The sequence below is a fragment of the Bacillus sp. ILBB4 genome (assembly GCF_035064545.1).
Lineage (GTDB): Bacteria > Bacillota > Bacilli > Bacillales > Bacillaceae_H > Priestia.
In genome coordinates, this window is record NZ_JAIQVD010000004.1 from 340,861 (window position 1) to 367,832 (window position 26,972).

Below are 26,972 nucleotides of genomic sequence, written 5' to 3' on the forward strand. Positions count from 1 at the left end.
TCTAACTCCCTTTTTATCCGTTCATTTCTAACTTGTCTATTCTATCATGTCATTTGAATATAGCATAGCTTCTTTCCTTTTCATTTTTATAAAAGTAGAATAACTTTTTTACTATTCTATCTCTATAGACGTATTAAGACTTTTTTCATCATAATCGTAAAAAAAACGCGTTTTTTCTATATCTTTAGACGTATTGTTACAAACTTGTAATATAAAACCCACCATTTTGTCATGAGTTTGTTACATATTGCTGATAGAATAAGAGACAACTATTGGAAATAAAGGAGAAATATTAGATGAAAAAACACATTTTTACATTAGGGGCCACAGCTTTAGTATCAATTGGAATTGCAGACGCAGCATCTGCTGACACAGACACGCATAAAGTAAAAGCTGGAGAAACGTTATTCAGCATCTCACAGCAGCATAATGTAACAGTTGAAGACTTAAAAAAGTGGAATGGTCTTTCTTCGACATTAATTTATGCAAACCAAACATTACAAATTGGATCTACATCTACTGACTCTTCATCTAGTTCAACTCCAACTACGACATCTTCAAATCATACATATACAGTAAAATCAGGTGACACGCTTTATCGTATCGCTAAAAACAACGGTACTTCTGTACAGCAGTTAAAAGAGTGGAATAACTTATCTAGTCATTTAATTTATGTGAATCAAGTATTAAAAATAAGAGGAACAGGAACTGTTTCATCATCACCTTCAGCACCTGTACAAGAAAAAACAAACGAAACGCAAGCATCCCCGGCTCCCAGCAACAGTAAAAGTTACAAAGTTCAGCCTGGAGATACAATGTGGAGCGTAGCACAGCGCCACGGCATTTCAATTTCTCAATTAAAACAATGGAATAACTTATCGTCTAATACGATTTACATTAATCAAGTGCTACAAGTAGGCGGACAAGCTGCAGCTCAGGCGAAACCATCAACACCGTCAACTTCAACGCCGGCACCTGCTCCAGCGCAAGAAAGCAAGTCGGTTTCAAAAGAGATTATGGTTGAAGCAACAGCTTATACTGCTTACTGTGCGGGCTGCAGCGGAATCACTGCTACAGGCATCGACTTAAGGTCAAATCCTAATCGAAAAGTAATTGCTGTTGATCCTCGCGTGATTCCATTAGGTTCTCGCGTATACGTAGAAGGTTACGGAGAAGCAATTGCTGGAGATACTGGTGGTGCCATTAAAGGTACTCGCGTTGATTTATTTATGGCATCTCAGAGCTCAGCTTTAAATTGGGGACGCAAAACGGTAAAACTTCAAATTTTAGATTAATCCCTAAAAGCAGAAGCGTGTTAGTCGCTTCTGCTTTTTAATTTTTTTTCAAACATAATCATATCGATAGCTTGCAAGCCATTCTCGTAAATGGGTGGAACGTACTGCAAAAAGAAATTCTTTTTGACACCACTTTGATAAAAGCCTGCCTTTTTATAAAATGCTATGTTTTCAAGACTGGAGTCCGCTGTTCCTACAATCATTTTAGAATAATGCTTACACTCATACAATGCTTCTAACTTTTTAATGACTTTGCTGCCGATTCCTTTTCCTCTGTATGCTTTTTTTAAACCAATATTCTTTACTTCTACTGCCGATTCCTCTTCATCGGTGAGGCACTGCACAACTCCTATCTCCTTCTTTTCATACACAATGGTAAATAAGGAACCTTCATTTATATACGACTTCACTACTTTTTCGTCTTCATCCCCTATTAATAGCAGGTTCAAATAGGAAGCGCGCCTGTCTTTGTGGATTTCAATAAGGTCGATACTCATCTTTATCCTCCAAAAAATAAGTCAATAATATTGCTGCCTCTTGAAAATGATTTATTATATAGCTCTGAATATCCGCAGTTCGTGCAATATACCACTGTAAAGTGATTGTGCTGAACGTCTAAGTATCTAGACAGTCCCGTTCCCGTTGTAGCAATTTCTTTTGTATGTGCTTCTGTATGTCCGCATTTTACACAACCGTTTTTCCCCATTGTCATACTCCTTTATAAATAAAATAATTTCTTATTTATATAAACGGACAGAAAAGGAAAAAGTTTCATTTAATTGATAAATAAAGGAAAGTAAGAAACCGCATCTCCAACAGAAGATGCGGTTTCTTACTTTTAATATCAACGTTCTAACTGTACACTCGATTTCTATGACAGCATTTCTCTTTTCATAATTTCAACGTTTTTTTGATGACATTGTGCCGTGAAATCAGAGGGAAACGCCAGTTTATCATTTAGCTTATCGAGCGCTTCTTTACTGTTTTCTTTCACTGCCGCTTGCAGTTCATCTAAATAAGAGCTGGCCATCTCCACCCGTCTTTGAATTTCAACTCGGTGATGTGTCGTTTTCCCGTGCCCGGGAACTAGCGTTAGATTTTGGTACTTAGCTAAAATGTGTCGCGCAGTGGCAAGCGTGTCGCGGTAATCATTTACACTTTCATATATGTACGGATATTCAAAATCCGATAAATAATCCCCTGCAATCCATATCGAATCATCGACAATCATAAATAGGCCATCGTTTGTATGACCTTTTGCAAAATAACAGGTAATGGATGTTTCGCCTAAAGTAATATGCTGTTCATTTTCGGTTACAACAATATCTAACTCTGGGAATATAATATCATGAGATCTTTTTATATAATAGTCATGATCAAACTGCTTAATCATTTGAACTTTCTCTTCTTTGTCCGGGTGATGTTCTAAAAATTTGCTGCCGATAAAGGTGGCATTTAATTCTAAGAAAGCGCCATACCCAATGACGTGATCAAAATCTCCGTGAGTAAAAAACACATACAGTTTGCGATGATTTAAGATCTCTTGAACATGCTGCTTAATTTCATTAATTTCGTGAGGAAGCCATGTTGGATCAACAACAATGACACAGTTTTTTGTTTCGATTACTGCAGATGTTGTTTGAAATAGCGCGCTTTCAAAAACCGTCATTTGCTCCGTTTTATATTGAATCATGAGAACAGCTCCTTATTTTTTCTATCACCTTTATTATAGCGGAAATAGAAAAATAAGGGCGCGTATGACGGTTTATAAAACGAAACTATGCAAGATGTGATAAAATGCGGAACCAGCCAAACAATGAAATCCAAATAGGAATACTAAATAAGGTTCCCCAAAATAAACCTTTCAAAAAGTTCCCTTGATTCATTCTGATATTCCTCACCTTCATCGTATGTTGGTTCTTAGTCTAGCGCAGCTTAATGAAATTTTAGTGAAAAATAAAAAAAGAAGCAGTTGCTTCTTTTTTTATTTATTATAAAATTGATGATCGTACTTAATTTTCGGCAGCTCGCGTACTTCCTGCGACATTTCTGTTCCGCACATCGGACAGTTATAATCAACTGTAACAAAATCTTCTCTCATCCACCCATTACATGATTCAGATTGACACGCATATACAGTCGTATCCATCATTTGATCTACTTCTTCTTCTACGGCTTTTTTTGCAAAATACATGTACACAGCTCCCTTTTTTTCTTAGTATATGTAAAATTCCCATTTTTTATTTACAGCTTGATTACTTTTTCATCCGGCGTTATTGGACACTACTATTTAATTGTGTATAATTGAATAAAAAGCAATAGACTGGAGGCAACATGAATGGAACAACTTTATAAGCAGCTGCAGCTGGAAAATCAGCTTTGTTTCTCAATTTACGCCACGTCTCGAGAAATTACAAAGGTGTACAAGCCGTTGCTCGATAAATTAGGAGTAACCTATCCGCAGTATTTAGCCCTTCTTGTTTTATGGGAACATGAAACACTCAGCGTGAAAAAAATGGGCGAACTTCTGTATTTGGATTCAGGCACCCTTACTCCTATGCTAAAAAGAATGCAGGATCAAGAATTAGTGATTCGTCAGCGTTCTCATGAAGATGAACGCGTTGTTTTTATTAGTTTAACCGAAAAAGGAAAAAAATTACGTGATAAAGCTTGTCATATTCCAGAAGAAGTTTTTAGTATGACGAATAAGTCACAGAGAGAATTAGAAAAGCTGAAAGAAACGCTGCAGGAGTTATTGCAATCACTGCATACGTACAATCAAAAATAGACCATATAAAATTGCACATAAAAAAACGCCTGGATTCAAGAAAAATCCAGGCGTTTTTTATTTACTCAGCCGTTGTATTTAACGTTACGTTAACATTTCCACGCGTTGCTTTAGAATACGGGCAGAATTGATGTGCATCTTCTACTAGCTTCTCAGCTACTTCTTGTGAAACGCCTTTAATATGAGCGTTTAACACCACTCCAATTTTAAAGCCATCATCAGTGTGGTCTTTTAGTAGACTTACCTCTGCAGTAATAGACGAATCAATGTCTTTTTTTTGTTTCTTAGCAATTAAATTTAAAGCACCGTCAAAACAAGCAGAATATCCTGCTGCAAACAGCTGCTCGGGATTTGTTCCTTCTTCTTTGTTATTTGGAGAAGGATTTACAAGGGTTAAATCAATAATACCATCATCTGATTTGACTCGACCATCTCGGCCTCCTACCGCTGTTGCTTTAGATGTAAATAGTACGTCTGACATAAGATCACCTCATAGATTATTTTATGTAATTTCATTGCAGACAATCAAAAAAGTCGCAATCAAATTCATTTTGTAATCACTTTGATTACCGTGATAGTAATGTACTTCCCCTTCTATAATGAGTGTAAACCTATTATTTTATACAAAAAAAGAGAGTTACCTCTCTTTTTTTCCTCTTTGTTTTTTTAAACCGCTTTGAATAATGTTATCTCCATATTTTTCACGCAAACTTTCGACCGCTTTGTATAAAGGCTCTTTTTTTACTTGCTCTCCATATGTAAACAAATCTAACTGTTCTTCTTCCTGAACATGGTGGCTCACTTGAAGAGCAGCTACGCCTAATAAACGAATTGGTTCTCCGTTCCAATGCTTTTGAAATAATACTGCACTGTAATGAAAAAGATCATTTGGCTCGCTAATTGCTTTTGAAATAGTTTGGCTTCGAGTAATGGTTTTAAAATCACTGTATCGTATCGTTAGTTGAATCGTTTTGCTTACAACTTTTTTCGCTTTCATACGAGAGCTTACAGAATGCGATAGTTTATTTAAAATAGGGAGAACTTCATGTTCATCTACTGCATTTTGAGATAGCGTCGTAGAGTTTCCAATAGATTTAAACTGTGATTGGCGATCAGGGTTCACCTGTCGATCATCTTGGCCCCATGCTCGTTCTTTCATAACTTCTCCTTTTATTCCGAGAGTTTGTTTAAGAAGACCGGGAGCGGCTTTTGCTAGATCACCGATGGTCACGATCTTAATCGCATTTAGCTTCTCAGCTGTTTTTGTACCGATTCCGTGCATTTCCTCTACGGCTTTTGGCCAAAGAACTGTTTGGACATCTCTTTTTCGAAGGACGGTAATCCCTAAAGGTTTTTGCATATCACTTGCCGTTTTGGCTAAAAATTTATTCGGCGCGATTCCAATTGACACAGGAATTTGCAGCGTCTGTATTAAATGCTGCTGAATGGACTTTGCTATGTCAAGAGGAGAGCCTAATTCAGCACAGTTTGTAATATCCAAATAGCCTTCATCAATTGAAGCGGGCTCTAAAAGAGGTGAAATGGTTACTAAATAATCAAACATGTTTTTGGACATTTGGCGATATAATGGAAAATTAGGTTTTATAACAACCAGCTCGGGGCATTTTCTTTTCGCTTCCCAAAGAGGCATAGGCGCATATACTCCGCGTTTACGAGCAATATAGTTACAGGTTACAACAATTCCTCTTCGTTCCTTTGGATTGCCAGCAATAGCAAGAGGCTTATCTTTGAGCGTATGATCATGTGCGGTTTCAACAGATGCATAAAAAGCATTGGCATCAATATGAAGAATAACTTTGCCGTTTTTAGGGTACATCATTTTCATACTATCACCTCTTTCTGTATAATTAATCCCCGAAAGAAGAACGTACATTCTTATTTATTATAACTCTTTTTTCCTAAATTGTGCGCACCTATACTTTATTTTTATTTTGAGCGAACACTGTGTGTCACTCTCTCGTATTCTAATGAAGAAAGGAGGAAGAAAACGTGATTGATCAGCTTATCGGAGCCATTAACCAATTAGGCTACGGATATTTCTTTTTTATCATTTTAGTCGGAGCCAACCTTACTCCTATTCCTGACCCGGTATATATTATGCTTGCAGGCAGCCAGGCTACGTCTCCATCCGTTCAGTATATTCCAGCTTTTATACTTACCTACAGCGGCATGATGATTAGCTTGTATCTTAAGTTTTTGATAGCCAGTCTTTTTTCAGCTCAGGCGCTTGCGCTATTAAAACGCCCGCGATGGGAAAAGAATGTCATGAAAGTTGAGCGAACGATTCAAGAATATGGATCTCACGCCATCATCGCAAGCTACTTTTTACCAGGAATGCGACATGTGATGCCTTTTTTTCTCGGAGCAAGCGGAATGAAGCATCGGCATTATGTTAAAGTCTCATTTTCCTTCGGTTTTATTTGGACGCTCGCTTTATTTATTTTCGGTTCCTTTTTTAATACGACATCTTCTTATACTGATGTGATTGAGATCACTTTAGCTTTTTGTGCGATCAGTTTGATTATCTATGCCGTCCAAAGAAGAAAAATACGAAAAAAACAGCAGTAGTTTGTGTAAAAAGTGCTGTTTCACAAACTGCTGCTGTTTCATTTATATTAAATGACTTCATTATACCCCTTTACAAAGTATTTGCGCGCGCGGTAAAGAGCTGATTTTAACGTAGTCATCTGCATATTTAATAACTCGGCAATTTCTTCATATTTAAATCCAAATCCATATTTTAATAGAAGCAAATTGCGATACTTAGGATTCAATTGATTTAAAATCGCCTGACATTCAGCCGCTTCTTCATTTCTGAGCACCTGCTGAATAGGCGTATACATAACGGGCTCTTCTTTGTAAGATGACGTATAGCGGTCTTTCACTATTTTACGCCTTCCTAAATCACACCGTTTATTTAATGCGACGCGAAACATCCAAGCTTTTATTTTTTCAGGATCGACCATTTCTTGTTTTTCTAAATATTTTAATGCTACTTCTTGCGTAATATCTTCGGCGTCTTGTCTATTCACACCATTTTTTAATAAATAAGCCAGCACCTGATTTAAATAATCTTGCAATTCCTCGCCGCACATAATAAGTTCTCCCTTGTTATTTTAGTTTTTCTTTTAGTTCGATTGGCAGTTCATTTTCATTCAACATATAAATCTGAGGAGTATCTACTTGATCTTTGTAATAAAAAGCAACAAGATAATCTCCTGTATCTCGTAAGTTCGCATGTTGAAGAAGTATTTCTACCTGCTGATTGTTTTTTACTTTAATTGCTTTCTCATCCTTCGTTAGAGATGTAAAATCTTCTTGAAGACGATAGTCGTTTTTTAGATGAGAAGAATTTTTAAAGACTTCGGTTTTTTCTATGTCCTTTGGCATAAGGCGAGCACGTTCATATAAATGCTCTTTCTTCAGCCATGCTTCTACTTCGCTATAAGACTTATCCCAAGATGCAGTTTGTACGTACTGTCCTTTTCCACCCATAAACTCAATTGAAGCCCAGCTTTCTTTTGTGCTGTACATTTCATCAAACGTTTCGTTCATCATCGACTGTTTGACTACGTGTATAAGTTCTTGTACTTTATCTGGATTTGTAATATTGATTGAATTTGACTTTCCTGGAACAGAAAAACTCACGCTTTTAATTTTATCCGTGTTTTTTGTTCGTAAAAGCGGATGGAAATTTTCTTTGTATTCTTTTGTTTCTGCAATTTCTTTATAAAAAGCTTTATAGTCTGAAAATGGAATAAAGTATTCTCGGACCATTTGTTTTCCATTTTTTAATTTATAAGCAAATACAGCCATTTTCCCGTTTCTGTTTTCTATTTCACTTTGTTTATCAGGATCCAGCTTCTTATCTTTAGAGGCTGTAATTTGTTTTTGCAGCTGACGAACACTCTGAATCGTTTCTTTACTTGTATAATAATATGGAGCTTCATAATAGCCATTCATTCCATTTGCATAGTTTTCAGGTTTATCAGTCAATGGATATATATCTTCATCGAAATATACACTTTCAATCTCTGAAGCTGCTGGCACTTTAGTAGAATAGCCGAACACATCTAGATGAATGATAAAGCCAACGATAGCTGCAGCTATAACAAAGCCTAGATACCCTTTCCATTTCGTAAAGATCCGCCACGTTTTATTTAAAACGATTTGAGCAACTATATAGCCTATTAATGAACCAATAATATAGCCCACGACTATCCATAAAAATTCACCTTTCATACTACCAAAGTAAAATCCGCCCAACATCAGTGAACAAGCGGTTACTCCGTATACGAATACCGGTTTTAACCAGCTAACTGAAATGGTTTGCGTAGCAGCTTCTACTTTTCTTTTTTGGTAGGTGATTAAAGCAACGATGTAAAATAAGACAACGAGTCCAATATAAACAAATACACTAGTAGAAAAGCTTTTATGAGCTGCCAATTTCGCTACGTGTGAAAACGGGATAAGGCTGTCAACATTCTTGTTCACGTAATAGTCATACGCATAGCCGTACCAGTAAAACTTTACACTCGATATAGCTAAATAAGAAATTCCGCCCGGGAGAAGGAATAGAACGTATAAAAAGATTCCTTGCAGAACAGACATCCCGGTGAACATTCCCGCTAAAACAGTTCCAGTTAGCACAAATAAGTTAATCAGAACACTGTAGCCGACCCAGCTTAGAACATCTCTTGTTGTATAAACATTCTCAACCGTTAAAACCCCTTTAACGGCAAAAGTCACGATTCCCGTAATTAAAATCGGAACAACTAAAACCAACGCGCCCAGAAGCATATTTTGATGAAACAGCGTAGAACGTTTAATTGGTAAACTATGAATATAGTCAGCCGCAATTTTCGTTTGTATATATCGAAATAGGAAAATACCAAGTAACACTGGTACAACGAACATAAGCACGAATTCTAGCCCGCCAAATACGTCAAATAACGTGTCTGGTTTCTCTATATAAGGCTCAACCTTTCCTGTAAAAGTGAAAATTAGTTGTAAAGGCAAAGCGAACAGCAGTACTAATAAGTAGACAAGCCCAATCCATCCCACGTTTCTCATGGATTGAATCCACATGCCGCGGTTAAACGATGATGTTTTCGATTGCATAACCCACATCCCCCATTTCATAAATAAAGATTTCTTCTAGCGTAAGTGGCAAGATGTCAAAAATTAAAGGCTTATACGATCGAACTTTGTTGACTAAATGATTTTCTTTTCCTCGAACAATACAAAGCAAGACGCTTCCTCGTTTTTCTTGATATAAAATGTCTAGCGTGTCATAAAGCGCTAGCGGCACATCTCCTTCAAATGCAACTTGAATTTTGTGCACGTCTGATTTTAAATCATCCAGCTCTTTTTCAATTAATAATTGACCGCGATGCAAAATGCCTACATGATCACAAAGATCTTCCACTTCTCGCAAGTTATGTGATGAAATTAAGATCGTCATTTCCCGTTCTGCCACGTCTTGAACAAGAAGGTTTTTAATTTTTTGACGCATTACCGCATCTAACCCATCGAGCGGCTCATCTAAGATAAGTACATCAGGCATAGCAGACAGCGCTAACCAAAAACCTACTTGACGCTGCATTCCCTTGGACATTCTATGTACCTTTTTATGTAATTGAATTGGGAAAGCTTCTTTTAATTTTTGAAACCGCTCTTCGTTCCAAGTCGGGTAGACGCTTCTATAAAAAGACGCTAATTGCTTAATCGTTGTTTGAGGGAAAAAATAAAGAGAATCTGGCATAAAAATAAGACGTTCTTTTAAGCCAACGTTTTCAAATACTTCCTCGCCGTCTATTGCGATTTTCCCGTGATCTTGCTTGTAAATACCTGCAATGATTTTTAATAGCGTTGTTTTCCCTGCCCCGTTGGAGCCAAGCAGTCCGTAAATAGATCCTTTTTTTATAGAAAGCGTGACGTCCCTTAGAGCTTCCATTTCTTCAAACTCTTTTTTTATCGCCTTCAGTTCAATCACTATCGCTTCCCCCTTTTACTGCTTTTTCAGCCTGTGAAATAAGTGATAGAATTTCATCTTTATCCATCCCTAAATACATAGCTTCTGCCAACAGCCTTACTAATTCTTCTTTCATCTTTTTCACCTTCTCGTTATTTAGTGTATCAACTTGAGGCGTTACAAAACTTCCTTTGCCTGGAACTGAATAAATATAATTTTGATGTTCTAGTTCACGATATGCTTTTTGAATTGTATTTGGATTAATTGTTAATTCTTTTGCTAGCAGTCGAACAGATGGAAGCTTTTGATCGGCCTTAAAGACTTCATGAATAATAAGTTCTTTCAATTTATCTACTAATTGCTCGTATATCGGCTTGCGACTACGAATATCTAAATCAAACATAGTCTGCCTCCCTTCATTTACCAAAAATCATGATGTGTGTACTAGGTGTATTAACTGTATTACTCATCGTATTACAGTTAATATTATAATATGTTTTTTGGAAAAAACAAGTACTTTTTTTACTTTTGTTACAAACAGATGACAAAAAAGTGTTTAGTAGCTTTATAGATGAAATGTAAATAACTAGATTAACTTCTGAAAATAGCTTGTACTGCTTTCGTTATAAATCTTTAAGCCAGCACCTTATTTTACTGTTTTAACCAAGTGCCTCTAGTTATTACAATAGCAATGTTTTATAATGTTTATAATTAATTTTTTTAATATAAAAGGAGCCATACTCTATGTACTATGATGCGTTAAAGACGTTTGTTTCTGTTGTAGAAGAGCAAAGCTTTACAAAAGCTGCGGAAAAGTTAATGATTTCACAGCCAAGCGTAAGCGTACACATCAAAAATCTTGAAAAAGAATTTCAAACTTCCCTGTTCCTGCGTTCACCTAAAATGTTAAAAATCACACCCAGCGGCGAAATTTTATACGATCGTGCTAAACAAATGATTCAGATATATGAGCATACGAAACGAGATATTTATGAACATCATCACCGTGTCAAAGGAATGCTAACGATTGGCGCCAGTTTCACGATTGGCGAATATATTCTCCCTTCATTTTTAGCAAAGCTTCGTGAACAATATCCTGATATTGATGTAGAAGTGACTATCGGTAATACAAAGGAAATCGCTCAGCTTGTTCGTCATTTCAAAGTAGATGTAGGGCTTATTGAAGGACACACGGAAGAATCCGACTTACATATTCAGTCCTTTATGGACGATGAACTTGCTATCGTTGCGTCAGTGGATCACCCTTTAGCTCAGCTTAAAAAAGTAGAAATTGATGATTTACAAAATCAGCGGTGGGTAGCGCGTGAAAAAGGCTCTGGAACAAGAGAATATTTAGATCACGTTCTAATGTCCAACGGTTTAAAAATGAAAAGCATGCTAACGATCAGCAGCAATCAAGGAATTAAAGAAGCCATTGTTCACGATTTAGGAATGTCTGTGCTGTCACTTTGCGCTATTAAAGAAGATGTAGAACAAAAGCACCTATCGATTCTCAACGTTAACACCGCTCCTTTTAAGCGCCGTTTCTCTTATATCTATCCTGCTAACAGTGCTCATAAAAAAGTAGCCGAGCTTTTTATTCAGCTTTTAAACTAAAAAAAGACTTTCCACGCTGAGTGGAAAGTCCTTTTAAATCAATAGCCATACATGTCTTTACGTTCTTTTTTAGTGAACATGCGTCTGCTGAGCCGGCATTTTTGACAAACGAACAGCTAGGAAAAAGGCTGTTGTAAGAAACACACCAATTAAAGCAATAACACCTTTCCAGCCGTACGCACTCCAGCATAATCCAGCCACTGTCCCGCCAACACTTGATCCTGCATAGTAAAAAAACAAATACAAAGACGAAGCCTGAGCCTTGTCATGAGTGGCTCTTCTTCCCACCCAGCTGCTTGCGATGGAATGACTTCCGAAAAAGCCAAAAGTCAGCAGCAATAGCCCGGTAATTTTTATCCATAAAACTGGATGCAGCGTAACGATGGAACCTATAAGCGTAACAGCAATCGTACATAACAGCACTTTTTTCCGGCCGCATCGATCCGCCAGCGTCCCCATCCAGACCGAGCTGAATACTCCCACAAAAAAAGTAACAAAAATAAAACTTACAAGCGTATGATTCCAAGAATACGGAGGAGCGGATAAAGCGTATCCAATATAATTGTATAAAGCTACGTTACTCCCAAGCAGCGCAAAACCAATAGCAAAAAGACAAAGCATCCCTTTATCTTGAAGATGACTGCGAAGAGAGCCGGTAAGCTGACGAAGTTCAAAAGATCGTGAAGTGAAGTTTTGTGAATCTGGCAAGTTCATAAAAAAAACAAAGGTGGCTAATAAACTGATTACGCTTACAACATCAAGAGCTACGGACCAGTTGAAATATTCCGTGAGCACCCCTGTCATAAGCCTTCCCGCCACGCCTCCAAAGGCGTTGCCGCTTATATAAATCCCCATCGCTTTTCCTAAACTCCCTGGTTCAATTTCTTCTCCTAAGTAAGCCATGGCCACGGAAGGCAGCCCTGCTAAAACGATTCCTTGAATGACGCGAAAGACTAACAGCGTTTCAAAGGTAGAGCTAAATGCTGTCATGATGCATAGCAATGACGCAAAAATTAATGATAGACCCATCAGTTTCTTTCGTCCCCACACTTCTGATAAAGAACCTAAAAAAAGCATACTAACCGCTAGCGTAATGGTTGTTAACGAAAGAGACAAGCTGGCAAACGCCGGGGATATCCCGAATTCTCTAGAAAATTCGGGTAAAATGGCCTGTGTACAATATAAAATCGAAAATGTGTTGAAGCCTGCTGCAAAAAGCGCAACATTTGTTTTGCGAAAAGCTGATGTTCCAATTACGGTATAACTCACAGTTGGTCACTTCCTTTTTTCTCTAAAAAAAGCATATCACGGTTTTTTTATTCTGTATAATTCATTATGTAAATCGTTTTCATGCATTTCAGTAATGAGTGAAGTGAACAAATATGGAAAGACAACAGCCTGCTTATTTTCAAACAGCTGCATACGAGAATGAAGATAGTATCCTCTCTCGTTTTACACAAACATTAAAAAAGTCGAGCCAGTTTTTCATGGCTCAACTTTTTTAATCTAACACATAAGATGCTAATACTTTTTGCACGTCGTAAATGTTTTTATCTTTACGAAATTCTTTTGAAATCGGTGCACTAGAACCCGATACCCAAATATTTAATTCCGCATCTAAATCAAATGTTCCAGCCGTTTCTACGCTAAAATGGGTAATCGTCTTATAAGGAATGGAATGATAATCTGTTTTCTTTCCCGTCACTCCTTGCTTATCAACGATAATTAAGCGTTTCGTCGTAAACACCATTAAATCGCGAATGACTTTATACGCTTGTTCCACTCGCTCGTTGGCAATTAAGATATTTTGTAAGTCTTTTTCAGTTCCTCTTATATCTGCTTCTGATGCATTTCCTAATAGTCCATCTAATATACCCATGCTGATCACTCCTTTATATCTACACTACCGCATTTTGTTCTGTCTGGAAACCCAAAACGTTTTTTTAATGAATTAATTTACTTTCACGCGCTTTTTTTGTTAATTTTGCACTCGTTTTACTAAGAGGCTTATGAAGAAAAATGCCAACGAGCAGCACGCCTAGCCAAATGCAAAGAAGCACCGTAACGTCTTTTCTGACAATATCCGCTAACATGCCTCCTACAACTTCTCTCATCATGCTTATTGCATACGTAAATGGTAAAAATGGATTGATTGCTTGAAAAAAAGCAGGCACGACTTGAATCGGAAATGTACCGCCTGCAGCGGAAAGCTGAAGCACAAGTAAAACAATCGCCATTGCTTTTCCTGCATTGCCAAATATCGCAACAAGCGTATATACAATCGTCATAAATACGAAGCTGCACAGCAAGCCTAAAAAGATAAAAGGTACTTTATCTACGACATACGTTTTGATTAAAAATAAATCCCCTAGCGTCACAATAAAAGCTTGCACGAGAGCAATAGACAAAAACGTTAAAAGTCTTCCAAGATAGACCTCATAGCTTTTGAATCGCTCTTCATCCGCTACTTCTACGCTTAAAATCGAAACTAACAGCAAAGCTCCGACCCACAAGCAAAGCGTTGTATAAAACGGCGACATAGCTGAGCCGTAGTTCGGAATTGGGTAAAGTCTTTCTTCTTTTAAAAGAACCGGCTTAGCAAAAAAGTCACTTTCTTTTTGCACATCATTCTTTAGCAAATTAATAATATCTTCAATATTTTCTTTTTGCTGAAATTCTCGTATTTTATCCGCTATATTGTGCACGTTTTGTTCAATTCGCGGAAAGTCTTTTGCTATTTTCCCAAGCTCCTGTTGTCCAAGCAAAATGCCACTGGCTGTTTTAGACAGGACGTTAGAAACATCCGGCATGCTTTTATTGGCTTCATCAAGCAGTGAGTTTGCGCTTGCCGTTTTATCCTTTCCTTCTTTGATTGCTTGTTCAACAGCAGGCACAATCGTAGAAGAATATGAGTTCGTTAACGCATTTAATCTAGAAACAGCTTGATCGGTGCGAGAGCTGAACCTATCAAGTACGCTTTGATTTGGAACATCCCCATTCTTTGTTTGTTGCTGCAGACTGTTTACATCCGAAAGCTGCTGCTGTAAAAGCGTATTTACATCTTTTACGTCATTAATAACAGGTGAAAGAACTTTTTGTTGAGATAACGCATTTAAATCTGTAAGAAGTGTAAGAATCTCTCCTGTGTCAGCAATTTGTTTTGTTAACTGCCCTTTTAGCTGTTCCGTTGCTGCGCTGACTTCAGCCGGTTTTATATCTTTTTCCATCAGCTGATTCTTCAATTCTTGAACCCGGAGAGCTCGTTGCTGAACCCGATGCAGCGTTTCGTTGATCGTTGGTTCAGCGTTTTTTAAAACTTCATCGCTTTTAGTTAAAAAAGTGTTTAGCTGCTGAGTCATCTGTGCGCCGTCAGCTGTTAATCTCTCTACTTCAGGAAGAGCAGCCTGGGCTTTTGATACAATAGCTCCAGCTTTTTGAGTGGTGTCATTCGCTTCATTAATTACTTTTTTGATTTCAGGAAGACGATTTTCAAGTTCAAAAATCCGTTGTTCAACTTGTTGAATGGTCGGCAAATCCCGCTGCAGTGTAATACCTAGTTCGTTAAACACTGAAAAAATGGCTCCATTCGCTGTTTTGACGAATTTTTCACTGATCTGTTGTGTTAAGCTGCTGGCTCCTTTGCTTGTAATTTTAGGCGCCACTGCGTTTATTTTTTCGTTCACTTTGTAAATAATGACCGGTTTTTCCAAACGATCTTGAAGAACGGTACCAAGCTTTTGTGAAAAATCTTTTGGAATAACAATACTTGCATAATAGTCACCGTGCTTTACTCCGTGATCAGCTTTTTCTTTGGAGACAAACGTCCATCCAAGCGTTTTATTTTTTTTTAACGTTGCAATAATATCTTTTCCCACATTTACGTGCTGCCCTCTTATCGTAGAACCTTCATCTTCGCTCGTTACTGCAATGGCAATACCTTCAGTCCGCCCGTATGGGTCCCAAGATGCTTTTATATTAAACCATGCGTAAAAAGACGGCAGAATCATAAGCGTCAGCACAATGATAATCATCGCCCAATTGGTGAAAATTCTTTTTAAATCCCGCGTATAAATATAAACAGTATTTTTCATATGTCCCACCCAATTTTATTGTTACAAGTTAGCTTATCCATGTTCGAAGAAACATATTTCTGATACTATAGAAAAAGTTAGATATGGTTTTACTAGAAAGGATGATGAACATGACAGAAAGACTTTATTATAGCAACCCCTACATAAAAACGTGGGAAACTGAAGTGATAGAGACGCGCTCTCTTTCAAATGGCTACGCATTAACGTTAAAACAAACCGCTTTTTATCCAGAAGGCGGCGGACAGCCGTCTGACTACGGTAATATTGCCGGAATCGACGTGAAAGATGTGTATGAAGAAAATGGAGAAGTATATCATATCGTCAATACGCTTCCTGCACAAACGAACGTCACATGCGAAATTAACTGGCATCGCCGCTTTGATCACATGCAGCAGCATAGCGGACAGCACTTGCTTTCGGCTCTATTAATCGATACATATGATATTCACACCGTTAGTTTTCATTTAGGTAACGAAGCAGTCTCTATTGATCTGAATGTACCTCAATTATCTCATGAGCAGTTATTATACATTGAAAAAGTTGTAAATGACGCTATTTACAGCAACCGTCACATTAAAACGTACGAAGTGAAGAAAGAAGAGTTACATACTCTTGCGCTTCGCAAAGTGCCCGACCTAGAAGACGAAGTGGTACGCATCGTGGAAATTGAAGGCATTGATGTTTCTGCCTGCTGCGGTACTCATGTAAACCAAATTGGAGAGCTTGGCCTTATTAAACTTACGAAAACAGAAAAGCAGCGCGGCAATACACGCCTCTTTTTTAAATGCGGTATGCGTGCATTAGCTGATTATCAGCAGTCTCAAGAAATCGTAGCAGAACTTAGCAATAAATTCAGCACAAGCCGTGAATTAGTTGTAGAACGCATAAAAAAATTGGAGACTGAACAAAAAGAGCTGCAAAAACAACTAGAAGAATTAAAAAATGAAAATGCAGCTTATTTAGCAAGTGAATTAGAAAGCAAAAAAGAAGGTTCATTTCTGTACCATCACTTTGAAAACCGCACACTAAAAGATGTGCAAGCCTTGACAAAGCAGCTTCTTCAAACACCTGATACGACGCTTCTTTTTTCTTTTTCAAGTGATCAAAAAGTTTTGCTGGCTCACAGCGGCAGTGGGGTCAAATGCGGAGAACTTTATAAAGAGCTGCTTCCACTTTACCATGGAAAAGGCGGCGGCGGACCAAAACAAGCCCAAGCCAGCTTTTCATCTTCTGAAAATATGAACGCATTTATTAGCGCAGTAAAAGAAAAAATAACTGAAGCATAACAAAAAGCCTGTCTTTAAAAAGACAGGCTTTTTCCACTTAATCAGCTTACTAAATAGCCAATTAATAAGCCAATTGATAAAGTAAATCCAAAAAACGTATTTGTTTGCGCGGTTGCTTTCATCGCAATAAGCTCTCCGCGTACAAATGCTTGTACGGCTTGAATTGGCTTAGGTGCACTAAGAAACACTAAGAAAATCCAAGGGCTAATATCGAAGAATACCACTAATGCAACGGTCCAAATATACGCAATGCCAAACAAAGCAGCTAAAAATCTAATCGCATTTTTAGAACCTAATAAAATTGCTAGGGTACGTCGTCCGCCTTTTGTATCTTCTTCTATATCACGAATGTTGTTAGACAAATTAATCGCACCTACTAAAATCGCAATCGGAAGTGATACAAAGATGCTTTCAGACGTTACGGTATTAGTTTGAATAAAAAATGAAATCAATACGAACATGGCGCCCATGCAAAGACCTGAAAATAATTCTCCAAACGGCGTATATGCAATCGGAAGCGGTCCGCCCGTATACAAATAACCAATCGCCATACCTACTAATCCAACTAAAGCAAGCCACCAGCTGCTGTTTGCACATATATATACACCTAAAATAAGAGCAATTCCATAAGAAATCAGTGCTAAATTTAATACCGTTTTCGGTTTCATGCCGTGTCTGACGATGGCTCCTCCGATACCTACAGAGTCTTCTGTGTCTAAGCCGCGTTTAAAATCATAGTACTCGTTAAATAAGTTCGTCGCAATTTGAATCCACAAACATGAAAAAAGCATCGCAAGAAACATCCAAACGTTCACATGGCCATAAAACATGGCTAGAACTGTTCCAATTAAAACCGGTACAAACGATGCTGTTAGCGTATGAGGACGGGTTAATTGCCACAAAATCTTCCCTTTACTGTACTGCTCGGCTGCAGCTTTTTTTTCTTTGTTATGACTTGTCATCATCCTCTTCCCTTCTATTACGAACCGTATCTCTATTTAAAAGTGCTGCTTTTAACATAACGAATGATAGCAAACTTACTCTAATACAATACACGTCCGCCCAACAAAAAAATCACGGAACTCTTTAAAATATCAGTTCCACTCTATATGATAATAATTTATTGCTCTTTTTACAAGATGACCGCTTATACATTTCCGATTTTTTTCTACAAAAATCTGCTTTGATGCAGAAATTCATAGGAAAAAGATAAAAAGCCTATCCGAAAAATAAGGTTGAGACATAAAGAAATGAATCCAATCTAAAGACGAGTAAATGGGATGCATGAGCTGAACCGCTTGTTACACCGCAGTTGATTTCCATGCAAGGCTTCGCTTTCCGCGGGCGGCCGCTGAGCCTCCTCGCCACTTATGCTTTTCCCGCACGAGCCTTAGCCTTGCCCTCCAATCAACTGCTAGAAGAAACGAAACAGATGAAACCTACGTTCACCATAATAAAAAAAACGAATCACTAATCAAACATGTTGATCAATGGTTCGTTTTTCACTTCGGCTAAAACACTTTTGTCCCAGCCTCTTCCTTCAACTAACATACGTTTATACAAGCCTCTTTTTTATCACTACATCTTATTAATTAAAATCGTCGTCTCCATACCTTCTGCGGAATCTTTTATGAAAACACGAATCGCATATCGCATGATCATGATTCCAAGGAAGGTCTTTAGAACACGCACTGCATGTTCTTTTAAATTTTTTCATATCTTTTCTTAATACGTTATGGATTTTATCTGTAAGCTCTTCTCGGACACGTTCCCAGTAAATAGCTTCTGGCCTTCTGTCCATTCGATATAGAAATAAAAGATGCAGGCCAATTGCTTTATAAGACAGCTCTAATTTTTCCAGTGAACCTTCTATCATCCGTGGTTCAGGTAACTCTTCTCTGTTAACAATCGCATTCATGCTGGCAACCCACTGCTTTTTCAAGGAGCTTTCTTTTGCTGAAAACGGCAGCTGCAAGTAGCCGTATAAATCAACAATGGGCATTTTCGCCTCAATCAGCGTGTCTTTCACTTCCTCATAAAGCTCACGTTCTTGTGCCAGGTTTGATTTTTGTGTACCTTTTGGATTTTTAAATTTAGCCCACATGTCAAAAAACGTTCCGAGGTCATGATGATATTCTTTAAATCTTCTTAGCATATCTGAAGTAGGCGCAATTGAAAATTTACTGATTTGCTCGTCTGTTGAAAATAACAGTTCTCTCATTTGCTTTGCATCTTTAGCGAATGCAACTTCTCCTACATTATAGAGACCCTTCCTTCCAGCACGACCTGCAATCTGCTTTAACTCTTGAGAAGTCAACAATCTCCTCTTTTGTCCGTCAAACTTCATGTTTTCTAAAAGGACAATTCGTCTAATTGGAAGATTTAACCCCATTCCAATTGCATCTGTAGACACAATGACATTTGTTTCTCTATTAATGAACTGCTCAATTTGTTTTCTTCTCGTTTCAGGCGGCATACTTCCATAAATCACGCTAACTTTGTGACCATCTTTTTCTAGCTTAGCTGCTGTCTGGAGCACTTTCTTACGCGAGAAAACAATTAAAGCATCTGCGGGTTTTACTTGTTCAATTTTGAACCTTCGAAGATCTACTTTTAAAGGTATATCTCTTTCGTACTCATGAATTTCTGAGATCACACCGTCTAACATCTCTTCTAACATACTTCGAATGCTTAAACTCCCGATAACATGAACTTGTTTGGCATTAGCTCGAGTGATGGCTTTATACCATGAAAACCCTCGGTCTCTGTCTTGAATCATTTGCGCTTCATCAATTACGGTTACATCGCCATGTTCTAATTCACTAAACATCTCTACAGTACCGGCCATATGCTGAGCGTCTTCAACAATCTTTTCTTCTTCACCTGTTTTTAACGAACAAGGGACTCTGTCTTTGTTCAGCTTTTCAAAAACTTCTAAAGCTAACAGGCGAAGCGGCGCTAAGTAACTACCCGAAGCAGCTTTTTTTAATGATTTTAATGCCGTATACGTTTTTCCGGTGTTTGTATCACCGAGATGAAGGATGTATTCCGTTTCTTTTCTTGGGTCCATTTCGTATTCTGCACCAAAAATATAATTTAACTGTCGTTGTTCTTCTTCGATAAGCTTTTTCTTTTCCTCACGTTCACGTTCTTGTTGTAATCGTCTTTCTTCCAGTTGCTGTTGATATCTCTCTTGATGCTCTTCAATCGTCAAGTTGTGATCTGAAATTTCTAGTACATCAGAAAGCTTTTCTTCTACAAGCATTTTTTTATATTCATAGACCAAATCCGATAAATCACTTCTAAGTGCTTTTATAATATCCATTCGTGTTACCGAAGCATTTGTATAAGATTTATATTCTTCTTTAAATGAAGCAGGAAGGTCATCCATAATCATAGTTGGAATAATTTCATAAATCTTATCGGTGATAAATACCTCGTATACATCTTCATACGTTTCAAACAAGATAATCGTTGAATATCTGTCTAATTCTGAGCTTACGCCGCCGGTGAGCTCTTGAAAAAAGTCATTAACCGTTTCATAATCATGACGTGTTAAATCGCCGTTTGCTATTAATTCATCTTCAAGCTCCGTATGCGGCGCATAGTTTTCAATATACTTTGAGTTTGTTTTAATGTCTTTTGACAGCTGATGGGAAAGCTGTTCTCTTATATGTAGGTAATACAGCCCTTTGTTTACTTCCAAAATAGGAGCTGCTTCTAAGTTTAACTGTAATTGATATCTAGCTTTTCGATCATTAATACTTTGCTGTCGTTCCTTCTCTTTTCTTTCTTCTTCTTTCTCGGCAAATTCAGCTCTTGCTTCTCCGTATAGAGATAGCCACTCCGCTTTATTGCCCTTTCCGTATTGCTCTTCTAGCCAAGAAAAAGCATTAAACTCTATACCTTTTCTCGTTTCTTTAGCAAATAACTTATCTATAGCTTGAGGTTTATACCCTTTCACCTCGAAGCCTTTCTCTGTTAAATATGACTTTCTGCTTTTTTTAGATACAGAAGAAACAACTGCTTTTCTCCACGTAGTCCCCCAGGCCTTTTTAATAAAAGAGTGCCTGTCTGTTAAATAAGTCTCAAAATCCGGACATTCGTCTTGTTCACCTATTACGTTTTTTATATCCTGTAGTAATGTATGTTTAGTTTTTTCAATGGCACTGCTTTGAATAGTCTCTAATTCGAGCATAAAATTCTCCTTTGGAAAGTTTTCCTACATTTATTATAGGAAAGACCCCTGACAGAATCAAATACATGTTATTACTTTATTTTTAGCTAGATCAAGAACCTCTCTTCTTCCTTCTTTTGCTTATTTCTTAGCTATTTTTAACACAAAAAGCTCCTTTAACATAGGAGCTTTTTGATTATTTTTGATAATTCAGTCTATTTAAAATTATATTAAGCATTTCTGTCGATTCCCTTTGAGTAGGGGATTGAGAGCTGCGAAAGTTTGGTTAACAATACATGCAAAACACCTGTAAATAAAAAAGCTAAGATTGTTGCGCCTGTGGCTAGCGGGTGAACGTACGTAAAATAGTAGGCAAATACAGCCCCCATTATGTAAGATACATACACACGAAGGTTAAAGCCTTTTGTATACCAGTATAGTTTATTTTCTTTTTCTAAAATAGCTGAAACGTCATAGTGTTTTCGGCAAATGATATAATAATCAACAAGAACAATCGCAATAATAGGAATAAACAATACGCCGATCATAAGCAAAAAGCTTTGAAAATTTGTCATTAACCACTCTTTTAATAAAGAACCTAGAACTGTGACAACTCCCATGGTTAGTGCCGGTATCCAGAACCTCTGCTTTGGAAAAATAGATAAATAAGACATTGTCGCGCTATACAATACCATTACGTTGGTTGACAGCACCGATAAAAAAATTACGATGGCAGCTACTAACCCTAACAGCGGGCTATATGCACCAATTAAATTTACCGGGTCATACGTTTGCGTCATATTTCCGAGAATTGAAAAGCCAGAAACCGTTGCCCCTAACCCCATCGCAATTAGAGTTGCGACGTTATACCCTAAATAAGTTCCCGCAATGCCCGTTTTTTCAGATTTACAGTTTCGGTTATAATCGCAAACAATGGGAATCCACGTAAAAGCTGTAGCTACTACAATATCAAAAGCTAACATTCCTGTAATACCAGGATTTTCGCTTGCTTTCATTTGAATTAATTTTGCTGCATCAAATTCGATAAACAAATAGCTAAACACAACGGTTGCTAAAATGACCATAAGCGTAGCTACTAATTTTTCCGTTGCTTCAATGCCTTTATGTCCGTATATAGAAATAGCTACTACCAACACTTGAGTAAGAATTGTAAATAGATTGATATTGCTGTAACCTGTCAAAAAGGTAACGGCATGATTTAAACTTAGCCCTGCCATGTAGGCTTGAATCCAGGCCCAGCCGATTAATGTAATAAGATTAACAGCAGCAGGAAGCATAGCTCCTCTTTGCCCAAAAGCTGGTCTCATCAAAACCATGGTTGGAAGACCGGTTCGAGTTCCGATATTCCCCATCAACACGAGCGGTATGGCACCAACTAAAGAGCCAAGCACAATAATAAATAATGCCTTTAAAAAGGTCATATCGGGTACAAACAGCATTCCGGTAAAAACGGTCGTTACTACCACATTGGCTCCTATCCACATGGAAAATGTAGAGAAGAAGCCCATACTTCTTTTATTCGTTGCAATCGGCTGCACATCATCATGGGCGAGACCACTTTTTGTTGTCATTCCTTTTCCACCTTTCACTTTTATTGATACCAATTGGCTCGAGCTAGCTTGGAATTTGTATTCACATGTTTTGTTTCAGTAAAAGCAGCTAATCCTGATGGACCTAACTCCCGCCCAATGCCGCTTTCTTTAAAACCTCCCCACGCCGTTTCAATATGAGGCGTATGGTAGCCGTTGATCCAAATCGTTCCCGCTTGAAGATGTTCAGCAACTCGCTCTGCTTTCATTAAATCATTCGTTAAAATTCCTGCAGCTAAACCAAATCTCGTGCCGTTGGCAAGTACTATGGCTTCTTCTTCACTTGAAAAAGATTGAACGGTAATGACGGGACCGAATATTTCTTCTTGTACGACTTTCATATGCTGCTCCACATCGACGAGCACAGCCGGCTTTATATAGTTTCCACCTTCGCAGTCAATTAACGTTCCTCCTGTTAATAAATTCGCGCCTTCTTCTTGACCTAACTTGATAAAATCCTGTATTTTGTTCAGATGCTCCGTGCTAATAACCGGACCCATCTCCGTTTCTTCTCTTAAGGGGTTACCAATTTTTATAGCAGCAACAGCCTCCATAAGAGCAGAAAGAAACGGCTTATAAATAGATTCATGTACGAGTATACGAGATGAAGCTACACACACTTGTCCTTGGTTAAAAAATGAGCCAAACATTGTCCAGTCTACTGCAATATCAATTTCACTGTCTTCAAAAATAAGAAGCGGAGATTTCCCTCCCAGTTCAAGCGAAACTCTTTTCATCTCTTTTGCGCACTGCTGATAAATACGTTTGCCTGTTTCTGATCCTCCTGTAAAAGAGACTTTGGCTACGTCTTTGTGTTCAACCAGTGCACTTCCCACTTCACCGTCTCCTGTAAGTAAATTAAACACGCCTTCTGGTATACCAGCTTTTTCACATAATGAAGCTAACTTTAAAAAAGAAAGTGGCGTTAATTCTGACGGCTTAAACACCACCGTGTTTCCAGCTGCTAATGCAGGAGCCAGCTTCCACATGCCAAGCAGCAAAGGGAAATTCCAAGGAACGATTAGCGCGCATACACCGATAGGTTCTTGAATGATTTTACTGTTTGTATCGTCGAACATGTCTTTTGTCCACGGCTGATTTTCTTCTATTAAATTTGCGTAATATCTTAAACAATTAATCGTATCTTCAATATCTAACTGCGCTTCTTTTATCGGTTTGCCTGTATTTAATGTTTCTGTTTCAGCGAATATACTCGCTTCATTTTCTAATAAATTTGCTAGTTTCGTAAGCACCTCTACACGCAGTGACTTATTTTTCTTCCATTCACTCTGTTCAAAAGCCTGTTTCGCTTTACCTACCGCTTCCTCTACTTGTTGAAGCGAGGAATCAAACACTTCCGCTATGATCTTATTGGTCGCTGGATTGAATATTTCTCTTTTACATGGTTTTGCTCGCTTTTTATCTACTGTTACATTTACTTGCCCGTTCATAGTCCAACACTCCCTATAGAGAACTCTTATATAAAAGTGGGAAGATAATAGTACCTTCCCACTTTTACCATCTTCTTTATATTCAGTCGCGCGCTTTCATTAACAGCGCTTCTTCTTCTTTTGTTTTTTTTCTTAACGCGATAAGCGTGATAAATTCATAAACAATATTAGCGGCCGCTGCTGCTGTAATTTGTCCATGGTCATAAGCTGGCAGTACTTCTACTAAATCAAACCCGACAAAATCAATATTTGTTAACCCACGAACGAATTGAAGCGCATCGTCAATACTTGCACCCGATACTTCAGGCGTTCCTGTTCCCGGCGCGTAAACTGGATCTAAAAAGTCAATGTCAAACGATAAAAATACGGGTCCTTCTCCTACACGCTCATGAATAATATCTAGCATTCTTTCAACGCCCAGTTTTTTATATTCATTTGTCGTATACAGAGCTAGACCTAAGTTCTTTGCATCTTCTAAATCTTCAATTCCGTACAGACCGCCTCGCATACCGATTTGAATCGATCGCGATACGTCTATTAACCCTTCTTCAATTGCTCGTCTAAATACCGTACCGTGATTGTATTTTTGTTCAAAATAGCTATCCCACGTATCAGAATGAGCATCAAACTGTAAAAGCGCTACCGGCCCGTGCTTTTTCGCGATGGCACGAAGTTCGCCGAGCGTCATCGAATGATCACCGCCTAGTGAAATAGGAATAATTCCTTCATTCACAACCGGCGTTAACCCTTCTTCAATTTTTTTATATGTTTCTAAAATATATCCCGGAACAACTGACAAATCGCCGTAGTCAACGCCTGAAATGTAATCAAAAATATTAATCTTTTGTTCTGGGTTATACGGGCGAAGCAAAATGGAGAAATCTCGAATAGCTTCCGGTCCAAAACGTGCTCCTGTTCGAAAAGATTGACCTGAATCAAACGGAATACCCGAGACAATAAAATCCATTTCCGAATTTACTTGTTCTACATACGGAAGTCTCATAAATGTTCGAGGTCCGCAAAAACGCGGAGATTCAAATGAATTTTTCGGCTGATATTTTGGCATGATTTATTCCTCCTAATGGGTTTCATTCATTAGCGCCGTGTCAACATGTTAGATACTGACGCTTTTTATTTAGATACTTTTTATTAATGCAAAATGCATGCCAATTTTTATCGTCTTATTTCGTGCAATTATGGACGATTTTTAATTCATAATAGAATCAAAACAAAAAAACTGATTCAGTACGGAATCAGTTAATTCATTTTGAATTAAATTTTCTTTATTTAATATTGTACTTTCGTAAACGTCTTACAACCGTAGGCTGACTAATTCCTAATGCATTTGCCATTTCATACGTTGTTTGACACTGTCGATAAGCACGAATCAGCCAGTTTTTCTCCACTTCTGCAAGCGCTTGCTGAAGGGTCATTCCCTGAGAGGTTAACGTATCAAGAGTCTCCCATTCTTCTTTATCACTTTTGATCTTTTCTGTATAAAACGGCAGGTCTTTAGGCGAGATGCTGTTTTCATCCGTTGTTAATACAAGGCGTTCAATTGTATTTTCTAGCTCGCGCACATTTCCGGGCCACGGATGTTCAACCAATATATCTAATGCTTCTGCATGAAAAAATTTCTTCATTTTATATTTTTCATTTTGTTTATGTAACACATGATAAAGCAGTGCCGCGATGTCTTCTTTTCGCTCGCGAAGCGGAGGAATAGTAATCGGAATAACGTGTAACCGATAAAATAAATCTTCGCGAAATGTTCCTTTTTTGACCATTTCCTCAAGCGGCTGATTTGTTGCTACAATCAGCCTGAAGTTTACGTATTTGGCTCGTTCACTTCCAATTTTGGTGACTGTTTTTTCTTGCAGCACTTTTAACAGCTTCACTTGCATATCAAGAGGCAGCTCTCCTATTTCATCTAAAAAAAGCGTGCCGTTATGAGCTAATTCAACCTTTCCTATTTTCCCTTTTGTACTTGCACCTGTAAAAGATCCTGCTTCGTATCCAAACATTTCAGATTCAAACAAACTAGCTGGAATGGCTCCGCAGTTGATTTCAATAAACGGCTCTTCTTTTCGTTCACTTCCATAATGTAAAGCACGCGCAAAAGCCGTTTTACCAACACCCGATTCACCTAGCAACACAACCGTTGCATCGCTGTCTGCCACGCGACTAATAATGGACCATACCTTTTTCATCGCTTGACTTCGTATGACCATTTCATTTGACTGCTGTTCCCGAAGCTCTTCCATTTCTAGCTGATATGTTTTCATTTTCACTTCGAGCTGCTGATAATCTTCTTTTAAGCGCTGAAGCTCTGTTAAATCATGTGAAAAGCTAATTACTCTTTTCATACACTGATATTCATCATACACGGGAATACCGGTTGCCATTACAACTTTACCCGTTTCTGTTTTTTGCATCAGCTGTACTTCTTTCTTTTTCTTTAACACTTCAATCGTAACGGAAGGTGAAAATATCCCGCGGTCTTGCAATTCGTATACTGTTTGTCCGACCAACTCTGGCACGTCATACCCGTATATATCACGGCAGTTTTGACTCGCTCGTAAAATACACCCTTTTTCATCAGTGATAACGATATTGTCGTTAGAAGCATGCAAAATAGCTTCAAGCTCTCGTTCAATCATCT

General features: G+C 37.9%; 24 protein-coding genes. 5 read left to right on the top strand and 19 right to left on the bottom strand.

All coding sequences use genetic code 11. The features are described 5' to 3' along the window. Positions 1-296 precede the first annotated feature (296 nt). The gene (locus LAV82_RS18850) at positions 297-1,295 is read left to right on the top strand and encodes a LysM peptidoglycan-binding and 3D domain-containing protein (RefSeq protein WP_211078682.1); all 999 of its coding nucleotides are present in this window, start codon (positions 297-299) and stop codon (positions 1,293-1,295) included. 20 nt (positions 1,296-1,315) lie between these two features. Here LAV82_RS18850 and LAV82_RS18855 read toward each other — a convergent pair whose 3' ends face one another. From LAV82_RS18855 to LAV82_RS18870, 4 genes are all read right to left on the bottom strand, one after another. Next, positions 1,316-1,792 carry a GNAT family N-acetyltransferase gene (locus LAV82_RS18855; protein ID WP_211078683.1) on the bottom strand — a complete coding sequence of 159 codons (477 nt, stop codon included), beginning with the start codon at positions 1,790-1,792 and terminating at the stop codon, positions 1,316-1,318. Between the two features lie 2 nt (positions 1,793-1,794). Next, the gene (locus LAV82_RS18860) at positions 1,795-2,001 is read right to left on the bottom strand and encodes a zinc ribbon domain-containing protein (RefSeq protein ID WP_499716709.1); all 207 of its coding nucleotides are present in this window, start codon (positions 1,999-2,001) and stop codon (positions 1,795-1,797) included. A gap of 165 nt (positions 2,002-2,166) precedes the next feature. Beyond that, positions 2,167-2,988 (bottom strand): MBL fold metallo-hydrolase, encoded by an 822-nt coding sequence (locus LAV82_RS18865; protein WP_211078684.1) that lies wholly within the window; start codon positions 2,986-2,988, stop codon positions 2,167-2,169. Positions 2,989-3,279: 291 nt separating this feature from the next. After that, positions 3,280-3,489 (bottom strand): cold-shock protein, encoded by a 210-nt coding sequence (locus tag LAV82_RS18870; RefSeq protein ID WP_013056977.1) that lies wholly within the window; start codon positions 3,487-3,489, stop codon positions 3,280-3,282. 144 nt (positions 3,490-3,633) lie between these two features. Here LAV82_RS18870 and LAV82_RS18875 point away from each other — a divergent pair, with 144 nt between their 5' ends. Beyond that, positions 3,634-4,083, top strand: coding sequence for a MarR family winged helix-turn-helix transcriptional regulator (locus LAV82_RS18875; protein WP_013056976.1), 450 nt, complete (start codon positions 3,634-3,636; stop codon positions 4,081-4,083). A 61-nt stretch (positions 4,084-4,144) separates the two neighbouring features. On the opposite strand, the gene LAV82_RS18880 is transcribed toward LAV82_RS18875, so the two are convergent. Together LAV82_RS18880 and LAV82_RS18885 are read right to left on the bottom strand one after the other, a co-directional pair. Further along, entirely contained in the window at positions 4,145-4,564 is a 420-nt protein-coding gene (locus tag LAV82_RS18880; protein ID WP_013056975.1) for an organic hydroperoxide resistance protein, read from the bottom strand. A 156-nt stretch (positions 4,565-4,720) separates the two neighbouring features. Continuing rightward, on the bottom strand, positions 4,721-5,929 hold the full coding sequence (locus LAV82_RS18885) for a DNA polymerase IV (protein ID WP_499716710.1): 1,209 nt from the start codon (positions 5,927-5,929) through the stop codon (positions 4,721-4,723). A gap of 164 nt (positions 5,930-6,093) precedes the next feature. Here LAV82_RS18885 and LAV82_RS18890 point away from each other — a divergent pair, with 164 nt between their 5' ends. Further along, positions 6,094-6,672, top strand: a complete 579-nt coding sequence (locus LAV82_RS18890) for a DedA family protein (protein WP_211078685.1) — start codon at positions 6,094-6,096, stop codon at positions 6,670-6,672. A 47-nt stretch (positions 6,673-6,719) separates the two neighbouring features. Here the strand turns inward: LAV82_RS18890 and LAV82_RS18895 are convergent, their stop codons facing one another. The 4 genes from LAV82_RS18895 to LAV82_RS18910 are packed head-to-tail and all read right to left on the bottom strand — an operon-like array spanning position 6,720 to position 10,481. Beyond that, positions 6,720-7,199: an RNA polymerase sigma factor gene (locus LAV82_RS18895; RefSeq protein WP_016764042.1), complete on the bottom strand. Its 480-nt coding sequence runs from the start codon at positions 7,197-7,199 to the stop codon at positions 6,720-6,722. A gap of 16 nt (positions 7,200-7,215) precedes the next feature. Next, entirely contained in the window at positions 7,216-9,225 is a 2,010-nt protein-coding gene (locus tag LAV82_RS18900) for a DUF6449 domain-containing protein (RefSeq protein ID WP_499716711.1), read from the bottom strand. After that, a complete protein-coding gene (locus LAV82_RS18905) occupies positions 9,200-10,099 on the bottom strand; it encodes an ABC transporter ATP-binding protein (RefSeq protein ID WP_251467999.1) in 900 nt (299 codons plus the stop codon). Before LAV82_RS18905 ends, LAV82_RS18900 begins: the two co-directional genes overlap by 26 nt. After that, positions 10,092-10,481, bottom strand: a complete 390-nt coding sequence (locus LAV82_RS18910; RefSeq protein WP_013056969.1) for a GntR family transcriptional regulator — start codon at positions 10,479-10,481, stop codon at positions 10,092-10,094. The genes LAV82_RS18905 and LAV82_RS18910 overlap by 8 nt, the downstream gene beginning before the upstream one ends. Before the next feature lie 341 nt (positions 10,482-10,822). Between LAV82_RS18910 and LAV82_RS18915 the strand changes: the two genes are divergently transcribed. Further along, on the top strand, positions 10,823-11,695 hold the full coding sequence (locus LAV82_RS18915; protein WP_013083080.1) for a selenium metabolism-associated LysR family transcriptional regulator: 873 nt from the start codon (positions 10,823-10,825) through the stop codon (positions 11,693-11,695). Between the two features lie 69 nt (positions 11,696-11,764). On the opposite strand, the gene LAV82_RS18920 is transcribed toward LAV82_RS18915, so the two are convergent. The 3 genes from LAV82_RS18920 to LAV82_RS18930 form a co-directional block, all read right to left on the bottom strand. After that, complete coding sequence (locus tag LAV82_RS18920; protein ID WP_499716712.1) at positions 11,765-12,964, bottom strand: MFS transporter; 1,200 nt, start codon at positions 12,962-12,964, stop codon at positions 11,765-11,767. 232 nt (positions 12,965-13,196) lie between these two features. After that, positions 13,197-13,574 carry a PH domain-containing protein gene (locus tag LAV82_RS18925; RefSeq protein WP_013056966.1) on the bottom strand — a complete coding sequence of 126 codons (378 nt, stop codon included), beginning with the start codon at positions 13,572-13,574 and terminating at the stop codon, positions 13,197-13,199. Between the two features lie 64 nt (positions 13,575-13,638). Then, entirely contained in the window at positions 13,639-15,786 is a 2,148-nt protein-coding gene (locus LAV82_RS18930; protein ID WP_211078689.1) for a YhgE/Pip domain-containing protein, read from the bottom strand. A gap of 110 nt (positions 15,787-15,896) precedes the next feature. Between LAV82_RS18930 and LAV82_RS18935 the strand changes: the two genes are divergently transcribed. Then, positions 15,897-17,072, top strand: a complete 1,176-nt coding sequence (locus LAV82_RS18935) for an alanyl-tRNA editing protein (RefSeq protein ID WP_211078690.1) — start codon at positions 15,897-15,899, stop codon at positions 17,070-17,072. A 41-nt stretch (positions 17,073-17,113) separates the two neighbouring features. Here the strand turns inward: LAV82_RS18935 and LAV82_RS18940 are convergent, their stop codons facing one another. From LAV82_RS18940 to LAV82_RS18965, 6 genes are all read right to left on the bottom strand, one after another. Further along, positions 17,114-18,034, bottom strand: coding sequence for a 1,4-dihydroxy-2-naphthoate polyprenyltransferase (locus LAV82_RS18940; protein ID WP_182527507.1), 921 nt, complete (start codon positions 18,032-18,034; stop codon positions 17,114-17,116). A gap of 626 nt (positions 18,035-18,660) precedes the next feature. Then, positions 18,661-21,270 (bottom strand): helicase-related protein, encoded by a 2,610-nt coding sequence (locus tag LAV82_RS18945; protein ID WP_013056962.1) that lies wholly within the window; start codon positions 21,268-21,270, stop codon positions 18,661-18,663. 209 nt (positions 21,271-21,479) lie between these two features. After that, on the bottom strand, positions 21,480-22,841 hold the full coding sequence (locus LAV82_RS18950) for a purine-cytosine permease family protein (protein ID WP_013056961.1): 1,362 nt from the start codon (positions 22,839-22,841) through the stop codon (positions 21,480-21,482). A 20-nt stretch (positions 22,842-22,861) separates the two neighbouring features. Continuing rightward, positions 22,862-24,310, bottom strand: coding sequence for an aldehyde dehydrogenase family protein (locus LAV82_RS18955; RefSeq protein WP_098314912.1), 1,449 nt, complete (start codon positions 24,308-24,310; stop codon positions 22,862-22,864). An 82-nt stretch (positions 24,311-24,392) separates the two neighbouring features. Then, entirely contained in the window at positions 24,393-25,376 is a 984-nt protein-coding gene (speB, locus tag LAV82_RS18960) for an agmatinase (RefSeq protein WP_499716713.1), read from the bottom strand. A gap of 217 nt (positions 25,377-25,593) precedes the next feature. After that, positions 25,594-26,970 carry a sigma-54 interaction domain-containing protein gene (locus tag LAV82_RS18965; RefSeq protein WP_013056958.1) on the bottom strand — a complete coding sequence of 459 codons (1,377 nt, stop codon included), beginning with the start codon at positions 26,968-26,970 and terminating at the stop codon, positions 25,594-25,596. Between the last annotated feature and the right edge of the window lie 2 nt (positions 26,971-26,972).